This is a genomic window from Streptomyces sp. NPDC059989 (assembly GCF_042736975.1).
Classification (GTDB): domain Bacteria; phylum Actinomycetota; class Actinomycetes; order Streptomycetales; family Streptomycetaceae; genus Streptomyces.
In genome coordinates this window covers 75949-91596 of the sequence record NZ_JBHWUO010000012.1, presented here as the reverse complement: position 1 = coordinate 91596, position 15648 = coordinate 75949, and the positions used below count along the sequence as shown (strand labels likewise).

General features: G+C 71.4%; 15 protein-coding genes. 6 read left to right on the top strand and 9 right to left on the bottom strand.

Going from position 1 to position 15648, the window contains the following annotated elements; all coding sequences use genetic code 11:
* Positions 1–29 precede the first annotated feature (29 nt).
* The 3 genes from ACFWBN_RS13330 to ACFWBN_RS13320 all read left to right on the top strand — a co-directional run bounded on the left by ACFWBN_RS13330 (position 30) and on the right by ACFWBN_RS13320 (position 3429).
* Complete coding sequence (locus ACFWBN_RS13330) at positions 30–1130, top strand: phenazine antibiotic biosynthesis protein (protein WP_385175360.1); 1101 nt, start codon at positions 30–32, stop codon at positions 1128–1130.
* Entirely contained in the window at positions 1130–2521 is a 1392-nt protein-coding gene (locus ACFWBN_RS13325; RefSeq protein ID WP_385175357.1) for an aldehyde dehydrogenase family protein, read from the top strand. The genes ACFWBN_RS13330 and ACFWBN_RS13325 overlap by 1 nt, the downstream gene beginning before the upstream one ends.
* A gap of 83 nt (positions 2522–2604) precedes the next feature.
* A complete protein-coding gene (locus ACFWBN_RS13320) occupies positions 2605–3429 on the top strand; it encodes a class I SAM-dependent methyltransferase (RefSeq protein ID WP_385175354.1) in 825 nt (274 codons plus the stop codon).
* Between the two features lie 92 nt (positions 3430–3521).
* Here the strand turns inward: ACFWBN_RS13320 and ACFWBN_RS13315 are convergent, their stop codons facing one another.
* Positions 3522–4283: a maleylpyruvate isomerase family mycothiol-dependent enzyme gene (locus tag ACFWBN_RS13315; protein ID WP_385175351.1), complete on the bottom strand. Its 762-nt coding sequence runs from the start codon at positions 4281–4283 to the stop codon at positions 3522–3524.
* 675 nt (positions 4284–4958) lie between these two features.
* Here ACFWBN_RS13315 and ACFWBN_RS13310 point away from each other — a divergent pair.
* Positions 4959–5177 carry an ANTAR domain-containing protein gene (locus ACFWBN_RS13310; RefSeq protein WP_385175348.1) on the top strand — a complete coding sequence of 73 codons (219 nt, stop codon included), beginning with the start codon at positions 4959–4961 and terminating at the stop codon, positions 5175–5177.
* A 15-nt stretch (positions 5178–5192) separates the two neighbouring features.
* On the opposite strand, the gene ACFWBN_RS13305 is transcribed toward ACFWBN_RS13310, so the two are convergent.
* Both ACFWBN_RS13305 and ACFWBN_RS13300 read right to left on the bottom strand, forming a co-directional pair.
* Entirely contained in the window at positions 5193–6803 is a 1611-nt protein-coding gene (locus ACFWBN_RS13305; RefSeq protein WP_385175345.1) for an alpha/beta fold hydrolase, read from the bottom strand.
* Positions 6804–7171: 368 nt separating this feature from the next.
* Complete coding sequence (locus ACFWBN_RS13300) at positions 7172–7324, bottom strand: hypothetical protein (protein WP_385175342.1); 153 nt, start codon at positions 7322–7324, stop codon at positions 7172–7174.
* Here ACFWBN_RS13300 and ACFWBN_RS13295 point away from each other — a divergent pair.
* Positions 7323–8237 carry a DUF4436 family protein gene (locus tag ACFWBN_RS13295; RefSeq protein WP_385175339.1) on the top strand — a complete coding sequence of 305 codons (915 nt, stop codon included), beginning with the start codon at positions 7323–7325 and terminating at the stop codon, positions 8235–8237. The two genes, ACFWBN_RS13300 and ACFWBN_RS13295, sit on opposite strands and share 2 nt — an antisense overlap.
* Positions 8238–8372: 135 nt before the next feature.
* Here the strand turns inward: ACFWBN_RS13295 and ACFWBN_RS13290 are convergent, their stop codons facing one another.
* Positions 8373–9527 (bottom strand): agmatine/peptidylarginine deiminase, encoded by a 1155-nt coding sequence (locus tag ACFWBN_RS13290; protein WP_385175336.1) that lies wholly within the window; start codon positions 9525–9527, stop codon positions 8373–8375.
* Positions 9528–9684: 157 nt separating this feature from the next.
* On the opposite strand from ACFWBN_RS13290, the gene ACFWBN_RS13285 reads away from it, so the two are divergent.
* On the top strand, positions 9685–10320 hold the full coding sequence (locus ACFWBN_RS13285; RefSeq protein WP_385175333.1) for a TetR/AcrR family transcriptional regulator: 636 nt from the start codon (positions 9685–9687) through the stop codon (positions 10318–10320).
* A 6-nt stretch (positions 10321–10326) separates the two neighbouring features.
* On the opposite strand, the gene ACFWBN_RS13280 is transcribed toward ACFWBN_RS13285, so the two are convergent.
* The 5 genes from ACFWBN_RS13280 to ACFWBN_RS13260 are packed head-to-tail and all read right to left on the bottom strand — an operon-like array spanning position 10327 to position 15583.
* The gene (locus ACFWBN_RS13280) at positions 10327–11133 is read right to left on the bottom strand and encodes an ABC transporter ATP-binding protein (protein ID WP_385175331.1); all 807 of its coding nucleotides are present in this window, start codon (positions 11131–11133) and stop codon (positions 10327–10329) included.
* Entirely contained in the window at positions 11117–12103 is a 987-nt protein-coding gene (locus ACFWBN_RS13275; protein WP_385175328.1) for an ABC transporter ATP-binding protein, read from the bottom strand. Before ACFWBN_RS13275 ends, ACFWBN_RS13280 begins: the two co-directional genes overlap by 17 nt.
* Positions 12103–12960, bottom strand: coding sequence for an ABC transporter permease (locus ACFWBN_RS13270; RefSeq protein WP_385175325.1), 858 nt, complete (start codon positions 12958–12960; stop codon positions 12103–12105). Before ACFWBN_RS13270 ends, ACFWBN_RS13275 begins: the two co-directional genes overlap by 1 nt.
* A complete protein-coding gene (locus tag ACFWBN_RS13265; protein ID WP_385175322.1) occupies positions 12957–13916 on the bottom strand; it encodes an ABC transporter permease in 960 nt (319 codons plus the stop codon). The genes ACFWBN_RS13270 and ACFWBN_RS13265 overlap by 4 nt, the downstream gene beginning before the upstream one ends.
* Positions 13913–15583: an ABC transporter substrate-binding protein gene (locus ACFWBN_RS13260; protein ID WP_385175319.1), complete on the bottom strand. Its 1671-nt coding sequence runs from the start codon at positions 15581–15583 to the stop codon at positions 13913–13915. Before ACFWBN_RS13260 ends, ACFWBN_RS13265 begins: the two co-directional genes overlap by 4 nt.
* Between the last annotated feature and the right edge of the window lie 65 nt (positions 15584–15648).

Here is a 15648-nt window from a genome sequence, read left to right as displayed (position 1 = left end):
CTCCACCTCGCACTGGGACTTGGGAGATCATGACGCTCGACCTCACTCGGATTCTGGACCTGCCGTCAGACGTCCGGCCCGACCCGGACGAACTGGTCCGTGCCGCGATGGAGTGGCACTTCCACCCCGACACCGGCTCCCGCTTCTGGCTGGAGCGCGCCAAGACCCTCGGCTTTGACCCCCGGCGCGACGTCACGACCCATGCCGACCTCGCGCTCTTCCCGAACGTCGCCGCCGAACTGCGGGCCGTACCGGCCGAGGACCTGATCCCCCGCGGATACGGCAGGAACCCCGACGTGGTCGGCATCTTCGAAAGCGGCGGCACCACCGGCGCCCCCAAGCGGGTCGTCCTGCTGCGCGACTGGCTCGACCGCATGCTGGAGTGGAGCAACGCGCAGCTCGACGCCCACGGTTTCCGGCGCGGCGCGAACTGGCTGGGGACCGTCCCCTCCGGGCCGCACATCGTCGGCGAGTACTTCCGCCGCTCCGCCACCACGCACGGGGTCCACGGCTTCTCGGTCGACCTGGACCCGCGCTGGGTCAAGCGTGTCATCGCGGAGGGCCGGGCCGCCGAGGCCAACGCCTACGCCGAACACGTCGTGGACCAGGCCGCCGAGGTGCTGCGCTCGCAGCGGATCGGCGTCCTGACCATCACTCCCCCGCTGCTGGAGCGGCTGGCCCGGCGCGAGGAGCTGGTCGACCTGGTCAACAGCAAGGTGCACGCCATCCGCTGGGGCGGCACGCAGATGGACGCGGACTCCCGGTTCCTCTACAAGACCGAGGTCTTCCCCGACATCGTCCTGAGCGGCAACTACGGCAGCACGATGATCCTCGGCTTCGCCGGGGAGCGCCCCGGCCTCTCCGACACGGACCCGTGCGTCTTCGACCCGCTCGGTCCGTACGTGACCTTCTCGGTCGTCGACCCGCAGAGCCTCAAGCCCGTCGGCTACGGCGAACGCGGCCGGGTCCTGGTGCACCACCTCAGCAAATCGTTCCTGCTGCCGAACAACCTCGAACGCGACCTGGCCACCCGGGTGGAACCGCTCGACGGCGCCTTCGGGGACTCCGTCGCCGACATCGCGCCGGTCCTGCGGTTCGAGAACGAGCCTGTGATCGAAGGGGTCTACTGATGACGGGTGAGCATCCCGAGCCCGGCCTGATCGACCTCGACGCGCTGGGGGCCAAGGGGGCCTTCCGGGCCCGCAACCGCCAGGTCATCACCGATGTGTCGGGCAGCGCCGTGGCCGAACTGAGCCTCGTACCGGGCGTGTTCGTCGACCGTACGATGGCCGCGCTGCGCAAGGCGGCCGGCCGCCCGGTGGACGAGCGGATCGACGCCATCGCCCGCGCGGCCGAGATCTTCTCGGCCGGGACGGTGAACGGCCAGTCGGTCGGGGAGTACGAGCACACGGTCAGCCGGGTCAGCGGGCTCCCCGTCACGGTGGTCCGCACGGCGACCAGGTCGATCGCGGTCCGGCTGAAGATGGCCCACTACAGCGTCCGGCAGGCGCAGCCCCGGGGCGCCGCGGACGACTGGCGCGACCCGCTCACCCGTACGGGACACGCCGTGTGGACGCGGCGCGGGGACGTCTTCGCCGTCCACGCCGCCGGCAACCACCCGGGGACCCACAGCCTGTGGCCCGAGGCGCTCGCCCTCGGCTACCGCGTCGCCGTCCGCCCCTCGCGCCGCGAGCCGTTCACCCCGCACCGGCTGATCAGCGCCCTGCGGACGGCCGGGTTCGGCGACGACGAGGTGGCGCTGCTGCCCACCGACCACGAGCGCGCCGACGCCGTCCTGCGCGGCGCCGACCTCGGCATGGTCTACGGCGGCGCGGACGTGGTCCACAAGTACGCGAGCGACCCGACGGTGCTGCTCCAGGGGCCGGGACGCTCGAAGATCCTGCTGACCTCCGATGTCGACTGGCGCGAGCACCTCGACACCATCGTCGCCTCGGTCAGCCACCACGGCGGCACCGGCTGCGTGAACGCCACCACGGTCCTCGTCGAAGGCGACCCGGCACCGCTCTGCGCGGCTCTCGCCGAACGCCTGGCGGCACTGCCGAGTCTCCCGCCCGAGGACGAGAAGGCGGTGCTGCCGGTGCAGCCCGCCGCCGGCGCGCGGGCGATCGCGGCGTACCTCGGGCAGCGGGCGGAAGGCACCCGGCCGTGGCTCGGCAGCGCAGACGTCGTGGCCGACCTCGGCGACGGCAGTGCCGTGCTGCGTCCCGCCGTCCACCAGGCCGACCGGGCCGACGCCCCGCAGCTGGGGATCGAGCTGCCGTTCCCGTGCGTCTGGGTCGCCCCCTGGGCACCCGAGGACGGTCTGGCCCCGCTGCGGGACAGTCTCGTCCTCACCGTGATCACCCACCGGGACGAGCTCGTCGACCGGCTCCTCGCGGAGCCGGGCATCGGCAACCTCTACGTGGGCGACCAGCCGACGTACCAGATCGCGCCCGGCCTCCCGCACGACGGGTTCCTGGCCGAGTTCCTCATGCGCAGCAAGACGGTGATCAGGAGCTGATGCCGTCTCCGCGCACCACCCGGACCTCCTACCACCTTTGCGAAGGCGTCTTTCCGCCTGACCCCGAGAAGGGACATCCCACCATGCACGCAGTTTCTTACACGGCCCAGTGGATGGCAGCCGCCCGTGCGCTGGAATCGGAGCGTGAGGACGCGCTGTTCGTCGACCCGCTGGCGCGCGATCTGGCGGAGCCCAAGGGCTTTGAGCTGATCGACCGTTACGTGGGCGGCGGCCTGCTGCCGTTCATCTCCATCCGGACCCGCTTCCTGGACGACGCGATTCGCGACCTGCTCGCGGACGGCGGCATCCAGCAGGTCGTCCTGATCGCCGCCGGCATGGACACCCGTGCCTTCCGGCTCGACTGGCCCGAGGGCACCGAGGTCTTCGAGGTCGACCACGGCCCGCTCATCGCGGAGAAGCGCCGCCGCCTGGACGCTCTCGGCGCCCAGGCCGCCACCGACCGTCGCGAGGTGTCCGCCGACCTCACCCAGGAGTGGCTGCCCGACCTGGAGAAGGCCGGCTTCGACCCCACTCGCCCCACCCTGTGGATCGCCGAGGCCCTCACCTTCTTCCTGACCGAGGAGCAGGCCGCCGGTCTGCTGCGGCTCCTCGCCTCCGCCTCCGCGCCCGGCAGCCGGCTCGCCTTCGACATCCTCGGCAAGGCGCTGCTCCGCAGCCCCTTCTCCAAGCCGTTCCTCGACACCCTGGCCGCGGACGGCACGCCGTGGATCTTCGGCACCGACCAGCCGGAGGAGTTCCTCACCGCCAACGGCTGGAACGTCACGGACCTCAAGGAGCCGGGCGAGCCCGGCGCCGGTGAGGGTCGCTGGCCCTACCAGGTCCAGCCGCGCGACCGCCGCCACGCCAACCGCCTGTGGCTGATCCGCGCGGAGCTCGCCGCCGGGTAACGGCCGCCTTCCGCCTGGGGGGAGGACGCCGACAACAAGGCGTCCTCCGACCGCACGCCGTGGGCGCCGGCCCGCGTCACGGTGGTCTGAGCCTAGAAGGCCGAGTGGGCGAACCAGTGGGCGAGCAGGTCCGGGTCGCCGAGCCGGTGGAAGGCGTCGCTCCGGTGGTCCAGGCGGCCGTAGAGGAGCAGCAGGAGGTCGGCGGCCGCTCCCCGGACGGTGGCGTCCGCCGCGCGGGGCTCGGCGCGGTCGGCCACCAGGGCGAAGCCGTCGGAGCGCAGGCCGACCAGCCAGTCGCCGTCGCCGTCCGTGCAGCTGAAGCGAATGGTCCGGTCAGGTGCGCGGAGTTGGGCGGTGAGCGGCGCGAAGGAGGAAGCGAACGGCAGGTTGGTGAGGAACTCGTCGATGCCGTCGAGGGCCACTACGCGGTCGACGTGCGGTGAGAGCCCGAGTGCGAGTTGGGCGTCGGCCCGGTGGACGAGGGTTTCGAAGAGCATGCGCCGCACCCAGAAGCGGGCGTGCTGGTCGACTCCCCAGGCCCACATCGGTGCGTCCAGGTCGGTGGCGGCGAACACCTCGGCGGCCTCCGTTGCGCTCACGGCCAGCCACTTCGGCAGGCCGTCGGGGTGCTCCGGCAGGCGCAGGTCCACCTCACGGCTGGTCGGCGGTTGCTGGATGCGCCGGCGGAGCAGCTCGGTGAACCAACGCTGCACGCTGCCGACGTGCTGCGTGAGGTCCCCGAGAGTCCAGCCGGGGCAGGTCGGCACCGGGGTGGAGAGGTCGGCTGCCGTGACCGTGGCGATGAATCCGGCGGTCTCGGCTGCGACGGCAGCTCCGTGCTGGGCGGGGTTCATGTCTGTGCCCTTCCTCTGATGGTGCTGCCCCGGGCGGCGAGGATACTTGAGGATGTGGATGGTTCATGTCGTTAAGTAATGGCGAAGGTAATTCGCGAGCGCCGAGGATGTCAACTTCCGGTCCACCGTCCGCCGCGGCGGTGCGCCGTCCGCGCCACTCACCGCCGACGACCTGCGAAGGCTTCCGCGAATGCGCCGGCGGCCTGCGACACCCCGCTGCAGTCCGTCGCCGAAGGGCCACCACGTCCGGGCGAAGGTGAAGGATTTGCCCGGGAACTCCGGAGCACCGCAGAGCCCTACGCCGTCGACGTCAGTCGACGCCGGGCGGCGATCGTTGTCAACGGGGCATGGTTACCGAAGGGTTGTGGCGCGTCGGCCGGGACCGCCGGCGTGAAGGGACGGTACGAGTCGACGAAGCGCTATCCGCGGCGGCCCTTGGGCACGCCACGCTCCTCAGTGCGGCCCCAGCCCCTGGCAGCGATGACCTGTTGCGCTCCGGGAGGCACGTCATGTTCGTCCCGCCGTGATGCGAGGTACGCATGATGCATCGAACGATCACGATCCATGAAGCGCCGCGGAACTTGACGGATGCGGCTTCGTTGGCGGATGACGCCCTGATCGCCGAGGTCCTCCAGCTGCGTGCGGAGGTTGAGCAGGGCGCTGGAGAGCCGTGCGGTGATCGATCAGGCGCGGGGCATGGTGATGGCCCTGGCGCCGTGTTCCGGTGAGAAGGCCTGGGATCTGCTGGTGGACGTGTCGCAGCACCGCAACGTCAAACTCAGGGACGTGGCTGCGGCTCTGGTCGGCAGCACGGAGGGCGAGGCACTCCCCGACGCACTGCAACGCGCGCTGCGGCAGGCCTTCCGGCGCCTTCACACAGCCGATCGCCCGTGACGGTAACCACCCGGCTCAGGACCCGATCTCAAACTCAGGCGCCTCGAGGGTGTTCAGGCATGCGGTCTTCGGCGCGTCCGGGTTGTCGAAGAACGAGACGGCGATCTCCTGGGCGCACTTCGAGGTGGCGAACACGACGTGCGGCTCGTAGGGGATCGTGACGACCTTGGCCTTGCTCAGCGTCCGGGCGACGTACGGGCCGTTGTCCGCTCCGGTCTGGGCGTCGAACGCACCCGACAGGGCGAGGGTGGGGATGTCGCCGCGCGTGGCGTCACGGATCGAGGGCGCGGCCGGGGGGATGTTCCAGACGTCGCAGTCCGGACGGAGGAAGGTGAGCAGCGGAGCCTGGGCCTGCACCGAGCGCGGGAAGCCCGGGTACGCTTCCTGTCCGCCCTTGAGTGCCTGCTCCTGGGTCTCGTACGGCGTCCACGAACTGCAGAAGACGCCGTAGGAGAGGCCGTGCGACGTCACGCCGATGCCCTTGGGGTTGGTCCTCCAGCCCGCCCACTGCTGGGCGATCCGCTGGGGGTTGCCGTTCGCCAGCTCGTCGATGGAGCGGGGTACGGCCTCCGCCGTGTGGGTGGCCGAGGTCAGCCAGTTCACCAGCATTCCGCCGTCCAGCACGACCTTCACCGGCTTGTCGCTACCGGGGACCGTGACGGTGGTGGTGATCGGCTTGGCTTCGAGGTCGTTGACGAGCTTCTGGAAGGTGGCCGACAGGTTCGGATAGCGCTTGTTGCAGGCGGGCTGTTCCGCGCAGGCCTTGAACAGGCCGTCGGTGCCCTGTTTGAAGCTGCTCCAGGTCGAGGCCGACCCGCCCTTGGCCGGCGGCAGGATGCCGTCGAGGCCCACCGAGCGGAGCCCTTCGGGGTGCAGGCGCATGTAGACCAGCGCCAGGTTGGTGCCGTAGGAGATGCCGTACAGGTTCCACTGCTTGATGCCCAGCGCGGTGCGCAGGTCGTCGTAGTCGGCGGCGCTCTCGGTGTCGTTGTAGGCACTGAGGTCGATGCCGCTGCCGACCAGCTTGTCGCGGCAGGCCTTCGTCGCGTCGACGTGCAGGCGTTCGGTGGACGGAGCGTCGTAGACGAGGCCGACCACGCGTGAGTTGAACTCGTCGACGTTGGGACACAGGGCATCGGGAACGGCCGAGTACGTGCCGCGCTGGGACATGAAGATCACGTCACGGTCGCGGTTCAGGCCGCCGTCGACGGCCATTTTCGCCTCCCCGACCGCGTCGTCTCCGGGTCCGCCCGCAAGCCACACGATGGGGTCGGGTTTCGGTTCGGCGGACTTCGCGGACACGATCGCGACACCGAGTTTGATCGTTTTACCGCTGGGTTTGGCGCGGTTCTCGGGCACCGTGAGCGTTCCGCAGCGGGCCCCTTCGAGCGCCTCGATCGGTTCCGCTGTCTTTGGGCAGGGGCCCGGTTCGTAGCGGGCGTCGCCCACCGTCCGGGCGACCGTGCCGATCGGCGCTCCGGGACTGGGGCTGGGGCTGGGGCCGGAGTGCGCCTGGGCGGGTGCTGCCAGCAGGCCGGTGACGAGGAGGCCGGTCGCCATGCCTGCCGACGTGGCCTGGAGTCGTCGTACGGTGTGGTGACGACGGGGCGTCTGGTGGCGTGTCATCTGCCCTCCCGGCTACTTCGGGGTGATCGTGAACGGTTCGGGTTCGAGACCGGTCGAACGTGCCGGAGATGACGAGCGCAGGCACCGAGCTGACCGCGGCCACCCGCTGGACGGAGGCGCGGTCCGGAACGTTCCGGATCCCGCATGCTCAGTTCGTCGAGCGCCACCGGGCACGAACCGGGGGCCGAAGGATGCCAGGCAGACCAGGGCGGCCGCGGCAGTCACCGCGTGGATGCTGTGCTTTGGCATGTGATCTCGTCCCTCTGCCGACATCGGCGGCTGCCCCGCCGGGCCAGGCCCGCAGCGGTTTGGACGGAACGCTCGTTATCGACGCTACCGGGTGCAACGTGCGTGCGCACGCGGAGCGATCAGTGGCCCGTGGCCCGGGCCCGCCGGTCAGCGCCGACACGCCCGCCCGGATGCGGTGGATCGTCGGCCCGGTCGACGAGGATCGAACCGCGGCCGCTGCCGGCGTCGGGCCGGACGAGCCCGTTGCCCTCCCACCTCGTCGGAGTCACCATGGCCCCACGCTCGGACTCGACTCGCCCGCGCCGCCCCCGGGCGTCGATCCTGCCGGTCCTGCTTCCCATCGCGGTACTGATCCTGGTGGCGGTGTCCGTGGGGTCGTGGCTGCAGTTCACCGAGCGGCAGGCCATCGACACGGTCCACACGGTCGGATCCGGAGCCGCCGACCGGGTGGACGTGGAGGCCACCGTCCAACACGTCGACGCCGCGGCCAGGGAGCTGGTACTGCGGGTCCGGGTCACCCCGCGCGGGACCCTCGGCGAGGAGGAGGGGATCGCCCCGGTGGCCGATCTCAGCCTCCAGACCACCGCGGCGACCCTCGGCGACCTGGTGTTCGAGGCGCACGAGCGGATCGCGACCAGGGACGTGCAGGTCGCGCTCACGGATGGATCGATCAGCGACTACCCGTTCGACACCTACGAGACCGACATCGGGTTCTGGGCACAACTGGGCGGCAAGGAGGTGCCGGTGCGCATGCTGTTCTCCAACAACGACACGCTCTTCTCGGTCTCCGCGACGCCCGCGCCCTCCCGGCAGGAGGCCGTCGTGGGGCTGGGGTTGTCCCGATCGGGCAGCCTGCTCGTCTTCGCGGTCTTCATGATGCTCGTCATGTGGGCGCTGGCGGCATCCGTACTCCTCGGGACCTGGTACCTGACGACCCGCGGCGAGGGCCTGGTCTGGCCCGCGCTCGCCTGGATGGCCGCCACCCTGTTCGCCCTCGCGGCGTTCCGCAACACCGCCCCCGGCACACCCCCGATCGGCTGCGTGATCGACTGGTTCGCCTTCCTGTGGGCCGAAACCGTCATCGCCCTCTGTCTCATCGCCGTGGTCGTCACCGGCGTGCGCAGCGCTCTGCGAGCGGACGACACGGCACCGCCAGTGGAAGCGCCTCGTTGGCCCCGCCCTTGAACGCGGCGGGGCAACAAGTCGACGCTGACGATCCACCACGCGTCCTACGGGAAGTGACCTCGCCCCGGTGACGCGATGCGCGTGACGGCGACGTGCTGGAAAGCGTTCACGGACGCTTTCCAGCACGTTCGTTGTCTACGGCACGGGCTGCTGCTGGGTGACGCAGTGGATCCCGCCACCGCCGGTGCCGAGGCGGTCGATGTTGAGCTGTTCGACGACGCGGCCGGGGAAGAGCCGGGCCAGCGTGGCCTTGGCGGCGGTGTCCGCCCGTGTGTCACCGAACTGGCCGCTGATGACCGCCCCGTTGCACACGTAGTAGTTGGCGTAGGAGGCGAGGAAGTCCGGGTTGGTGGAGCGGATCTTGTAGTAGTCCGGGCCCTGGAGCTTCTCGACGGTCATGCGGGCGCCGCCCGCGGTCGTGGCTCCGGACAGGATCTGGAACTGCTGACGCGCGTCCTTCGCGTAGACGTCGTTGTCCGACGCCAGCGGCATCTGGACGAGGGCCTTCCCGGGGGCGAGGAAGCGGGAGGTCGCGTCGACGTGGTCGTCGGTGATGTCCTGACCGGTCACCCCGTCGAACCAGATGACCTTGGACGCGCCGTACGCGGCGCACAGCGCGGCCTCGATCTGCGCCTGCGACTTGTTGGGGTTGCGGTTCTTGTTCACGAGGCTGCTGCGGGTGGCCATCAGGGTGCCCGCGCCGTCCTGTTCGACCGCGCCGCCCTCGCCGACCAGACCGGCCGCGGTGAAGGGGACGCCCACGTAGGAGGCGATCCGGCCGGCGACGAGGGTGTCCTTGGCGTGGGCCTGCTTCTTGCCCCAGCCGTTGAAGTTCAGGCCGACCGCGTCCAGGCCGCCCGCGCCGTCGGTGCGGAAGACCGGGCCCGTGTCGCGCATCCAGCAGTCGTCCACGGGGATGGTGGTGACGACGGTGACGGTCGAGCCGCACATGGAGCGGGCCTTGGCGGCGCTGCCGGAGTTGGCGCAGATGTAGACCGGCTCGTACTTGGCGATGGTCCGGGCGATGAGGGCGATGTCCGACTGGACGCCGCCGAGCGTGCTGCCCCAGATCGAGGTGCTGTCCGGCCAGGCCATCCAGGTGCGGGTGTGGCGGACGTCCTCGATCGGCACCCGGAAGGTGCCCGCGCCCGCGAGGGCCGGGCGGGACGCCGCCCCGGCCCGGCCCTCGGCCACGGCGAGCGCGGCGGCCGCGGCGGTGAGCCCGGCGGCCGCCAGGAACCTGCGCCTGCCGATGCCCTCGGCGGGCGGGTGTGCTGCGTGATCGTTCATGGGGGTCTCCTCGGGGATTCCAACTCCCCCGCCTGGCTGCGGGGTTGACCGGAAAGCTAAAACTGGCCAAGCGCTCGGTCAATACTTTGGACGGGGTCATTCCGGAGGATCGGGGAAAGCCGCAGGTGGCGGCCCGCGGGCTGGTTAGAGTGACGCCATGGCAGCTTCCGCGAAGAACCCACCGGACCTGTCCGCTCCCGCTGCCCCCGCACGGCGGCCCCGGTCCTCGGCGAAGGGCGAGCAGACCCGGGCCCGGCTGATCGCCGCCGCACGCACGCTGCTGGCGGGCGGCATGAGCGAACGGTTCACCACCCGCAACGTGGCGGCACTGTGCGGTGTTTCGCACGGTATGTGCCACTACCACTTCCAGGACCGGACCGATCTCGTCCTGGCGGTCATCGCGGACATCCGCCCGGAGTGGATCCATCCGCTGGAGGAGGCGGTGGCCGGTCCCGGACCGTTCGCGGAGCGCGCCGAGCGGGTGGTCGAACTGCTCTCCCGGCCCGAGGGCGCGGAACTCTCCCACCTCCACTCGGCGTTGCACTGGCACGCCCTCAACGACGCGCGGGTCAGGGAGAGCCTGGAGGCGGAGTACCGGCGCTGGCGCGGCTGCTTCGTCGCGCTGTTCCGGGTGCTGGCCGACGAGCGGGGCGGGGACGTCGACCCCCGCCTGCTCGGCGAAGCCGTGGCCGCCGCCGTGGACGGGCTGGCCGCGATGGAGTCGCTGGGCGCGGAGGTCGACCCGGAGCCCGTGCTGCGCACGCTGATCCGTACGCTCGCCGCCGGCAGCTGATCCGGCCTAGAGCGCCCGCCGCGCCGCGGCGATCGCCTGCGGATCCCAGCCGGGACGGGGCACGGACTCCAGCAGCAGCCGGGTGTACGGATGCCGGGGCGCGGCGAGTACCTCCGTCGTGCTGCCCTGTTCGACGACGGCGCCGTGGCGCATCACGACGATCTCGTCGGTGACGCAGCGGACGACCCCGAGGTCGTGGGTGATGAAGAGGTACCCGATCCCGGTCTGCTCCCTGATGTCGGCCAGCAGGTTGAGGATCTGTGCCTGTACGGAGACGTCGAGCGCGGCGACCGCCTCGTCCAGGACGAGGACGGCCGGTTCGACGGCGAGGGCCCGGGCGATGGCGACGCGCTGGCGCTGGCCGCCCGAGAGCCGGCGCGGCAGGGCGTCGGCGGCCCGGCTGCCCAGGCCCACCTGGTCGAGGAGTTCGCGTACGCGCTTCGCGTGGTCGCGGCCGGGGAAGTGCAGGCGCAGGGTTTCGCGCAGGGCCGCCTCGACGCTCGTGCGCGGATCGAGGGAGAGGTACGGGTCCTGGAAGACCATCTGGATCTCGCGGGCGCGGGCCAGCCGGGCGGCCCGTCCGCGCGAGCGGCCCGTGCGGGACCTGCCGCGTACGAGCACTTCCCCCTCGTCGGCGTGTTCCAGCCCGACGACGATGCGGGCCGTGGTCGTCTTGCCGGAGCCGGACTCCCCCACGATGCCCAGCGATCCGCCCTCCGGGAGGGCGAAGGACACGTCGTCCACCGCGCGCACGGCTCCGAAGGAGCGGTGCAGCCCCCTGACCTCCAGTACGTGCTCAGGCTTCGAGGACATCGACGGCGCTCCCTTCGAGCCGGTCGCTGTGGTGGCAGGCGGCCCGGTGGTCCGGCCGGTCCGGGGCGGCAGAGGGCAGCGGGGCCCGCTGGTCGCAGACCTCCGTGGCGAGCGGGCAGCGGGCGGCGAAGGCGCAGCCGTGCAGTGGCTCCCGCAGGTCCGGGGGCTGGCCCTGGATCGCGGCGAGCCTGCCCCGGGGGCCCTCCATCCGCGGCGTGGAGGCGAGGAGGGCGGCCGTGTAGGGGTGGCGCGGGCGGGTGAAGAGCACCTCGGCCGGGCCGGTCTCCGCGATGCGTCCGGCGTACATGACGTAGACCCGGTCGCTGATGGCGGCGGCGAGGTCGAGGTCGTGGGTGACGAACAGCAGGCCGGTGCCGAACCGCTCGCGCAGCGCGGCGAGGAGGGCGATGACCTCGGCCTGGCTGCTGACGTCGAGGGCCGTGGTGGGTTCGTCGGCGAGCAGCAGCGCGGGATCCCCCATGAGGGCCGCCGCGATCACGACGCGCTGGAGCATGCCGCCGGAGACCTGGCCGGGGTACTTGCGCAGGACGGACCCGTCCAGGCCCACGGCCCGGAGGAGTTCGACCGACCGGGCGGTGGCGTCCGCCGCACTCATGGCGCCGGTGAGCGTGACGCTCTCGGTGAGGAAGTCGCCGATGCGGCGCAGTGGGTTGACCGCGGCGCGCGGGTCCTGGAAGACCATGGCGGCGGTGCCGGCGCGTACGCTACGCAGCCGGGCGGCGTCCATCGCGAGCACGTCCTGGCCGCCGACCCGTACCGTGCCTTCGACGACGGCGCCGGGTGGCAGCAGGCGCAGCGCGGCGCGTGAGGTGATGCTCTTGCCGGAGCCGGACTCGCCGACGAGGGCGACGGTCTCGCCGGCGGCGACGGTGAGGTCGACGCCGTCGAGGACGGGCCGGGCGGTACCGGGCAGGGTGACCCTCAGCCCTTGGATGTCGAGTGTGTTCATCAGCCTCTCCTGGCGACGCGGTCGGCCCACCGCTCGCCCACCACGTTGAAGGCGACCACCGTCAGCACGATGAAGACGCAGGGCAGGACCGCCGACAGCGGGTAGCCGTGCTGGATGGCGGTCTGGCCGTCGAAGACCATGCGGCCCCAGTCGGGGGTGAGGGCCGGGACGCCGAGTCCGAGGAACGACAGCCCGGCGAGGTCCATGAGGGCGTAGCCGAAGTTGATCGTGGACTGGGCGAGGACGACGGGGGCGATGTTGGGCAGGACGTGGCGCAGGCAGATCTGTACGGCCGAGTGGCCCTGGACCTGGTAGGCGCTCACGTAGGGGCGGGCCCGTTCGGCGAGGACCAGCGAGCGGGTGAGGCGGCTGACGTAGGGCAGGTAGGCGACGGCGAGGGCGATGACGGGGGCGAGCAGGCCCTCCCCGTAGACGGAGATGATCAGGATCGCCAGCAGCATGCCGGGGAAGGCGAAGACCAGTTCGGTGCTGCGGGACAGGACGGAGTCGAGCCAGCCGCCGCGCCAGGCCGCGGCCATGCCGATGGCGATGCCGGCGACGGTGGAGAAGACGACGACGCCCAGCGGCCCGAGCAGCGAGGTGCGCGCGCCGAGCAGCAGCCGGGAGAGGGTGTCGCGGCCGGCGGCGTCCACACCGAGCGGATGAGCGGCGGAGGGCGCGGCGAGGGCGTTGCCCAGGTCCACGGCGTTGGGATCGTGCGGTACCAGCCAGGGCGCGAGCAGCGCGGCGAGCACCACCAGGGCGACGAGCGCCAGACAGACGAGGTGGAGCGGGGAGCCGGCGACGCGGATCCGGGAGAGGCCGGGCCGGCGGGTGAGGACGGGGACGGCGGTCACGCGGCGGACCTCCTCGATCCGAGGGTGACCCGTGGGTCGACCAGGGGCAGCAACAGGTCCACGATCAGGTTCACGATCATGAAGAGGGCGACGATGATCAGGGAGATCGCCTGGACGGTCGGGAAGTCCTTGGTGGTGGTGGACAGTTCGAGGAGCTGGCCGATGCCGCCGATGCTGAAGGCGGTCTCCACGAGGATCGTGCACACCAGGAGGGTGGAGACGATCAGTCCGCCGGTGGTCAGGACCGTGCCGAGGGAGTTGCGGAACACGTGGCGGCGGATGACCTGGCGTTCGGGGACACCGCGGCTGCGGGCGACGGTGACGTGTTCGCTGTCGAGGGCTTCGAGCATGGCCGAGCGGGTGACCCGGGCGAGCATGCCGATCAGGTAGAGGGCGAGGGCGACCGCGGGGAGGGTGAGGTGCCAGAGCATGTCGCCGAGGCCGTCGCCGGCGCCGCTGCTGGGGAACCAGCCGAGCTGGACGGCGAAGAGCCCCTGGAGCAGGACGGCCGCGACGAAGGAGGGGGTGCCGACGGCGAAGGTCGTGGTGACGAGGACGGTGGAGTCGGTGGCTCCGCCGCGGACGGCCGCGATCCGGCCCAGCAGCAGACCGACGGCCACGACCACGACGAGGGCCATGGCGATCAGCAGCAGGGTGACGGGGAGCCGGTCCGCGAGGAGGCGCGAGACGTCGGTGCGGTAGGTGATGGAGCGGCCGAAGTCGCCCTGCGCCACCTCGCCGAGCCAGCGGAAGTACCGTACGAGGAAGGGGTCGTCCAGGTGGTACTGGGCGTTGATCGCGGCGAGGGCCTCCGGGGAGGCCGACCGGCCCGCGAGCAGGAAGCTGGCCGGGCTCCCCGGCGCCAGGTACATGGCGCCGAAGACCACGAACGAGGCGGCGAGGAGGGTGGCGGCCATCTCCGCGAGCCGTCGTACGGCGAATCGGACGAAGCTCACTCCGAGGCCCCCACGTCGGCGGCCCACGGGTGGTACATGTACGAGATCGTGGTGGGGGCGCCGGTGATCCGCTTGCCCAGGAACACCGCGGTCGGCCATTCGGCGACGGGGATCCACAGCAGCTGCTCGGAGGCGTGGTGCTGGAGCTTGGCCTCGATCGCCAGCCGCTCCTGGGCCGGGTAGAGGGCGGAGGCCTGGTCGACGAGTTCGTCGTAGTGGGGGTCGCTGTAGCCGGCGAAGTTCATGTACGCGCCGGTCTTGAAGTTCTGCAGCAGGTCGAGCGGGTCGGTGATCGAGTCGTAGTAGGTGAGCGGGAACATGTCGATGCCCTCGCGCGCCTGCGGATCGGTGAACAGCGCCGTGAAGGCGTTGGGGGCGATGGTCTTGAGCCGGATGTCCAGGCCGATCCGGCTGCCGGCGGCCTGCACGGCGGTGGCGAGGAGGGAGACGTCCTGGCCTATGGAACTGGTGGCCACGGTCAGGGTCTTGCCGGTGGCGCCGGCCTCCTCGACGAGCGCCTTGGCCTTGTCGATGTCCTGGCCGGAGGGCGGGAGACTGTCGAAGGCGGTCTTGAGGGACTGCTCGGGGGCGGCCGCCCAGGCGGCCCGGGTGGTGAGGGAGTTGGTGACGGTGCCCGCGCCGCCGAGTCCGGCCTTGACGAATCCGGTGCGGTCGAGCGCGAGGGACAGGGCGCGGCGGACGCGGATGTCGCCGAGCGGGCCCTGCATGTTGGTGATGTTGACGTTGACCGTGCTCAGGCCCTCGCCGAAGTAGAGGGTGCCGGTGCCGCTGCCGCGCAGGCGCGCGTAGCTCTCGGTGGGGATGAGGTAGCCGCCGTCGACCTCGCCGCTGAGCATGGCGTTGGTGCGGGCCGAGGGGTCGGTCAGGACGCGGAAGACGGCCTTCTTCGACTTGGCCTTGGTCCCCCAGTAGCCGTCGAAGCGGTCCAGTTCGATGGACTGGCCCTTGTTCCAGGTGCCGAGCTGGAAGGGGCCGGTGCAGGCGAGGCCGCCGGTGGTGCCGTAGTCCTTGCCCGCTGCCTCGACGCCCGCCTTGGAGGCGACCACGCCGGCGGCGGTGGCCATGTACTGCGGGAACTGGGAGTCGGGCTGCTTGAGCTTGACGGTGACCTGGAGCGGGCCGGTCTTGGTGACGGCGGTGACGTTCTGGAACACCTGGGCCCAGGCGGCGGCGTTGTCGGGGTCCATCTGCCGGCCGAGGCTGAAGACGACGTCGTCGGCGGTCATCTCCTTGCCGTCGTGGAAGCGGACGCCGGGGCGGAGGTCGTAGACCCAGGTGGTGGGGTCGGGGTTGGTCGCCTTCTGGGCGAGGCCGGGCTCGGTGGTGAGCGACGGCGTCCAGCGCATGAGGCTCTCGCACACGTTGGACAGGATGGTGTTCTGCGGGTAGTCGAAGGCCACCGTGTAGTCGAGGGTGGGCGGCTCGGCGTAGACGGCCCAGCTGAAGGAGTCGATCTCGCCGCGGGCCGGGGGCGTGGAGGCGGAGAGACTGACGTCGGTGACGCCGCCGGCGTTGTCCTTGGGCGGGCCGGAGCAGGCCGCGAGCAGGGCGAAGGAGGTCAGGACGGCGGTGGTGGCGAGGGTCGCGGTGCGGCGGCCGGTCCGGCGTTGGGGGCGTCTGCGCGCGTGGGGCGGGGAGGTGGTCATCGTCGCGCTCTCTTTTCCGTGAGGGGAGCGGGGGTGGAGGAGCGGGCGGACCGCCGGGGCGGGCG

What these genes read in the sequence shown, in the direction of transcription:
- ACFWBN_RS13305 (WP_385175345.1), bottom strand. Translation starts at nt 6,803, where the DNA reads ATGACACGCCACCAGACGCCCCGTCGTCACCACACCGTACGACGACTC.
- ACFWBN_RS13285 (WP_385175333.1), top strand. Translation starts at nt 9,685, where the DNA reads ATGGCAGCTTCCGCGAAGAACCCACCGGACCTGTCCGCTCCCGCTGCC.
- ACFWBN_RS13260 (WP_385175319.1), bottom strand. Translation starts at nt 15,583, where the DNA reads ATGACCACCTCCCCGCCCCACGCGCGCAGACGCCCCCAACGCCGGACC.
- ACFWBN_RS13280 (WP_385175331.1), bottom strand. Translation starts at nt 11,133, where the DNA reads ATGTCCTCGAAGCCTGAGCACGTACTGGAGGTCAGGGGGCTGCACCGC.
- ACFWBN_RS13290 (WP_385175336.1), bottom strand. Translation starts at nt 9,527, where the DNA reads ATGAACGATCACGCAGCACACCCGCCCGCCGAGGGCATCGGCAGGCGC.
- ACFWBN_RS13325 (WP_385175357.1), top strand. Translation starts at nt 1,130, where the DNA reads ATGACGGGTGAGCATCCCGAGCCCGGCCTGATCGACCTCGACGCGCTG.
- ACFWBN_RS13330 (WP_385175360.1), top strand. Translation starts at nt 30, where the DNA reads ATGACGCTCGACCTCACTCGGATTCTGGACCTGCCGTCAGACGTCCGG.
- ACFWBN_RS13300 (WP_385175342.1), bottom strand. Translation starts at nt 7,324, where the DNA reads ATGGTGACTCCGACGAGGTGGGAGGGCAACGGGCTCGTCCGGCCCGAC.
- ACFWBN_RS13320 (WP_385175354.1), top strand. Translation starts at nt 2,605, where the DNA reads ATGCACGCAGTTTCTTACACGGCCCAGTGGATGGCAGCCGCCCGTGCG.
- ACFWBN_RS13275 (WP_385175328.1), bottom strand. Translation starts at nt 12,103, where the DNA reads ATGAACACACTCGACATCCAAGGGCTGAGGGTCACCCTGCCCGGTACC.
- ACFWBN_RS13295 (WP_385175339.1), top strand. Translation starts at nt 7,323, where the DNA reads ATGGCCCCACGCTCGGACTCGACTCGCCCGCGCCGCCCCCGGGCGTCG.
- ACFWBN_RS13315 (WP_385175351.1), bottom strand. Translation starts at nt 4,283, where the DNA reads ATGAACCCCGCCCAGCACGGAGCTGCCGTCGCAGCCGAGACCGCCGGA.